The organism is Flavobacteriales bacterium (assembly GCA_016779995.1).
Taxonomy (GTDB): domain Bacteria; phylum Bacteroidota; class Bacteroidia; order Flavobacteriales; family UBA7312; genus UBA8444.
The window spans coordinates 1-5,231 of record JADHMO010000035.1 but is presented as its reverse complement, the minus strand read 5'-3'; the positions used below and the strand labels follow the sequence as shown (position 1 = coordinate 5,231).

General features: G+C 34.4%; 3 protein-coding genes and 2 rRNA genes. All 5 read right to left on the bottom strand.

Annotated elements, in window-relative coordinates; translation table 11 throughout:
- Window positions 1-1,521 (bottom strand): hypothetical protein (locus ISP71_08975; GenBank protein ID MBL6664213.1); only part of this gene is annotated, 1,521 nt, incomplete at its 3' end.
- Window positions 1,522-1,570: 49 nt separating this feature from the next.
- Complete coding sequence (locus ISP71_08970) at window positions 1,571-2,797, bottom strand: OmpA family protein (GenBank protein ID MBL6664212.1); 1,227 nt, start codon at window positions 2,795-2,797, stop codon at window positions 1,571-1,573.
- Window positions 2,798-3,011: 214 nt separating this feature from the next.
- Window positions 3,012-4,577: a hypothetical protein gene (locus tag ISP71_08965; GenBank protein MBL6664211.1), complete on the bottom strand. Its 1,566-nt coding sequence runs from the start codon at window positions 4,575-4,577 to the stop codon at window positions 3,012-3,014.
- A gap of 66 nt (window positions 4,578-4,643) precedes the next feature.
- Window positions 4,644-4,755: ribosomal RNA gene (gene rrf, locus ISP71_08960) — 5S ribosomal RNA — on the bottom strand.
- A gap of 62 nt (window positions 4,756-4,817) precedes the next feature.
- A 23S ribosomal RNA gene (locus ISP71_08955) occupies window positions 4,818-5,231 on the bottom strand; the annotation flags it as partial.

The window sequence follows — 5,231 nt, the reverse complement described above, 5'->3', positions numbered from 1 at the left end:
GTGTGCTAGTGTAGTTGTGAAAATAGAATCCGTAGCTAAAGTCGTTGAGAATACAGAATCCTTGGCTAAAGTCGTTACAAAAGTCGAATCCGAAGCCAAACCAATCAAGTCAACTTTTACAGAATCGCCATCTTCAATACCTACCTCTAAATCTGTGCCCGTAAGTGTTATGTATGCCAAATTTTGATCGTCAGTACCAACATCAGGACTACCTAAATCTACAATAGTAGTGTCTTGAAAATCATCCAAAATAATAAATAGTGAATCTCCTTGTCTGTAAGCCGTATCTAAATCAAGTGCAAGAGATGTCAAGTCAACTGAACCTCCTTCAGTTAAATAAAGTGTATCGTTTGAAAAACTTAAGGTCTGTATTTCATTAGTAGAATCTTGGTCATTATCTGAACTGATTGCACCCAAGTAAACAGCATTACCATCACTCAAATACAAGGTATCATTAGAAATTGAAAGGTATTGTATCTCATTGGTGGGGTCTTGGTCGTTATCATTCAAAATAATTTGATCGATGCGATTACTCAAGCCCATAGTATCTATCTGAATCATAGAAAGAGGGACACTTAATACACCTCCACCATCGGTAATTCTTAAAAAGTTCCCTAAAACAGTAAAATTCGTATTTAACTCATTGGTAGGGTCACCGTCTAACTCATGAAGCTGAATAGCATCAATAAAATCTTGATTAGCAATGAAATTATTAACGAAAGCCGAATCGCTAGCTAAACCAACTAAATTGGTAGAAACTGAATCTCCATCTTCAATATCAACTTCAAGTATCGTACCATTTAAACTAATGTATGTAAGATTTTGATTATCCGTATCAACATTAGCTAATAGATTAGCTAGGTCAACAGTACCACCATCTTCTAGATTTAATAAAGTTCCTGTTAAAGTTAATCTTTGATTATCTGTTCCAGCATTAGCTAGTAAATCGGTCAAATCTATACTCCCCCCATTTTCGAGATATATGACGTTACCCACTAAAGATATTTGTTGTTCATCAACACCTGCACCAGACAATAAATCAGTTAAACTAACTCCTCCTCCATCTTCTAAAATCAAAGAGTCCCCTGAAAGACTTAACTTTTGGTCGTCAGGGTTAGGAATTCGATGTATTGGCAGATAATCTAAATTCTCAAAATCATTACCGTTTTCAAAGTCAATTTCAACTTTTAACCATTTCTCCTCACCATTCCAATCCATATCGTCATAAAAATCCATATAAGTATAAACCCCTTTCCCAACAATAAGGTTAATCATACCATAATCGTCCACTATAACGGAGTGGTGGGTTTCCTCAAATTCCATTCCATTTAAATCATGAATAGAAAATCGTATAGAAACTAATGAGTTCCTTAGTGGATTAGCATAGCTATTATCTAAACCAGGAAGTTCCTGTCCAGACTCTTTATCCATAATAACTGCCTGATAAGGAATACCTGGAGTTTGCGCCCACACGATTTGACTAAATAACATTAATAATAATAGTCTAAAAATTGCTTTCATAATTTTAAGGATTGAAATGGAAAATGTTTTTTCTAGTGTATTTGTTTTTTTATCGTTGAAGTAAAATTTCTACTCTACGGTTGCTCATTAATACGATGTCATCAAATTTGGATGTTGCACCACGGAATTCGTGAACTATGATTTTAGGGTCTACACCATTATTAATTAAAAAGTTGATAACTGTTTTTGCTCTATTCTTAGAAAGCTCAAGGTTAGCGTCATCATAACCTCTTAAATCGGCATAGCCTACCACATTAATTTTCTTAGCTGGCTGTTTTTTTAAGGACTCTACCAATTCATCTAAATCATCTTGAAAGACATTGTAGTAGTCTGTTTTATTAGTAGGGAATAAAACAACCGTTTTGGGTAAGTCGTCCTCTTCTTCAGGGAAAAGCGTTGAAACATAGGCTTTTATTTCATCCCTCAATGGCGAATCACCATTAACATCTGGAGTAACAAATTCCTTAAACTCATTAGCCGCCGTGTCTGCATCTTGTTCCATTAACAAAATTAATTCAGCTCTTAAATCGTCTATGTTGTCGTTACACTTCTTAAGTAAACGCTTATACATATCGTCTTTTTTCTTAAAGGCATCGGGAGAAATAGAAAAGCCCAAAGTGACACTATGGGCGTTGATATTATATTGTTGTCTTGATATGTTTTCTTTTTCCATAAAACCCATTTTGTAGTTGTATCCCAACCAAAAGCGACTGTATTTAGTCAGTTTACGCCTCAGACTAAGTCCAAAATTTAAATCGATGTGTTCATTGGTGTAATCTTCGTTGGTTTTCAAATCAACCGTTAGATTTTCCATTTCTTGAAATCCTGACAACAAATAATTATACGACGCACCCGCTTTAAGTAAAGGCGACCAAGTTGCCGAAGGTTTAAATAAGCGAAAAGTCAAGTTTGCATCTAGTGCAGCATAATCAAAATTATAATGCACAAAATGACGACTATTAGATTGGTCAAAATAGGTTCTTATATCATAGCGATTGCTCGACAAGGTTAATAAATAACCTAATCTTTTAATCAAATCACCTCCACCTCCTATAGCTAAACGGTTACTGGATATATTTACCGCATCAGAATTTAGACTTCGAGCACCATCAGAGTCAATAAATTCCAATTCTGGATATACCACCCCTAATTCAAAGAGTAAATAAGTGTTTTTATCTTTATTAGTATTATTTTTATCTTTTTGTTTTCCTTGTGAAAAAGCTGTGAAACTCGATATCACCAAAGCCAACAAAATAGTAAGTCTAACTACCTTCATACGCCTTAATTTTCTTCAATACATATACTGACACAACTAAATTAGCTGTGTTTTAAACGGCTACAAAACTAGTCTTAAGGAGAGGCTTAAAAGCCTAAAACACAATTAAGCTTATCAAAAAAAAATAAGATTCACGCAACATATATCCCTATTCATCGAAACAACCTCTAAGTCTTGTCTAAATTTGACTTATTGAAACTAAAATAAATAGCAATTAATCAGAAGTATTATTCAATTTCCACACAACAGATAATTGGAAAGATGCTGGATAGTTAGGATAATTAGGAATAAGATAGTAAACGTCGGCATTAGCACTAATTAAAGATGTGATATTTCTATAGCGCATAGCAATGGACATATTGTGTACTTTCAACTTTAAAAAGGCTGAGAGTAAAGGCACATCACCAATAAGTTGACTGTCTTGTAAATGAAATTGGGCAAGTGCTGGATTATACGCCTTAGCATAATAGGAGGTAAAATAATTCATATCAGCTCCAATCTGTGTGTTTAGGTTATCGCCAAATAAATTAGATTCTAACCATAAAGATGTCGTGTAATTGAACTCTGGAAATCGCATTATAGTTGTATTATCTGTGTACTGATATTCCAAAGTTTGAGTAGTGTGAAACTTTTTCCAATTTAAGTTTATGGCCCATTTATTGTACCAGTTTATTATAGTATTTTGGTACTGCTGATAATGACTGTTTTCATCTAAATATACATAGTCAGAATAGTGTGTCAAACTAGACTTAAACGAATAGTTTTTATGCTTGACAACATAGGTAGCTTTTACTGTTTTTATATTGTTAAAATTGTTATCAAAACGGAAGTGATTAGAGGAATAGGAATTGAATAAAATAGGTACTCTACTTCGATCATAATCCAAACTTAATGTATGATTCGACAATTTAAAATTGAACTCTTTTTTAAGCAATATATTAAGGTCATCAGATTGATAAAGTTCAGAATTAAAACAAAGACCTTTTTTATCATTATAATAGTTTAGAGATAAACCATAGTCATAATCTAAAGAATCAATCGTATTGATATGTGCACGTCTATTGTGTATCAGTTGGCTAAGGGTAAAATTATTGTAAGTAATTCCAAAGCTATTAGTCAAAGCAATGGTAGAAAGTGAATCGTATGTTGAAGTAGAATCTATATATATATTCTGATAAAAACCAGCATTGGGCAATTGATCTGAATACATTTTTCGATGGCTGAGAATTGAGAATTTATTAACTATCGACCACTTGTCAGTCAATTTAAACTTCTGAACAAGTTTATGATTTCTATTTTTTGCTTCATTTTGAGCATTAAGTAAATTGACTTGATAAAGTAAGGGGTCATCGAAATTTGTAGTAGCATAATTTAAAAGACCACCATTTTCATCCGTACTTATTTTTTGATAAGCTAAAGATAATTGAGCACTATAAGTTTGGCTTTTATTATTGAATAACAAATTTGTACTTACATTATGAAGCTTGAGGTTTTCCCTATTGAATATACCTTCTTGTGAGAACTTGTCAAAATTGATATTAAATAAGATGTAATCGGTAACAAACTGCTGATGGTTAACCTTAATAAATTGACCTTTTGAAGCAAAAGAATGGTATTGTAAAGTGGAGTAGCCTGTATTTAGAGAATCAAAAGAATAGCTTTGCTCTTGAGGTTGGAAAAAGTGAGTGAAAGAAGATTTATAGGGTACTAAATCCATATCCATCTGTTGAGTAAAAGCAACAAATGGTAATAGAAGGAATAAAAGCAACCACTTTTTCATTCAACAAATTACGTTTAAATCTAGTTAAAAAAAAAGCCCCGAATCAAAGAAACGGGGCTTGTAAAAATTTGGCGGCGACATACTCTCCCAGGGATTAACCTAGTACCATCTGCGCTAGTGGGCTTAACTTCTCTGTTCGGAATGGGAAGAGGTGAACACCACTGCAATAACCACCATAAAATCTTGAATAAGATTATGATATATTGTAAAAAGAAAACAATTTAGTTAGGGTAAATCAACTACAAAAAGCTAAAGGGTAATTAGTATCACTCGGCTATGACATCTCTGCCTTTACACCTATGACCTATCAACGTCATCGTCTATAACGACCCTTAAAAGAAATCTAATCTTGAGATGAGTTTCGTGCTTAGATGCTTTCAGCGCTTATCTCATCCAGACATAGCTACCCTGCGATGCAACTGGCGTCACAACAGGTACACTAGAGGTCTGTCCAACTCGGTCCTCTCGTACTAGAGTCAGGTTCTCGCAAATTTCTAACGCCCACAACAGATAGAGACCGAACTGTCTCGCGACGTTCTGAACCCAGCTCGCGTGCCACTTTAATGGGCGAACAGCCCAACCCTTGGGACCTTCTCCAGCCCCAGGATGTGACGAGCCGACATCGAGGTGCCAAACCACTCCGTCGATGTGAGC

What these genes read in the sequence shown, in the direction of transcription:
- ISP71_08970 (MBL6664212.1), bottom strand. Translation starts at nt 2,797, where the DNA reads ATGAAGGTAGTTAGACTTACTATTTTGTTGGCTTTGGTGATATCGAGT.
- ISP71_08965 (MBL6664211.1), bottom strand. Translation starts at nt 4,577, where the DNA reads ATGAAAAAGTGGTTGCTTTTATTCCTTCTATTACCATTTGTTGCTTTT.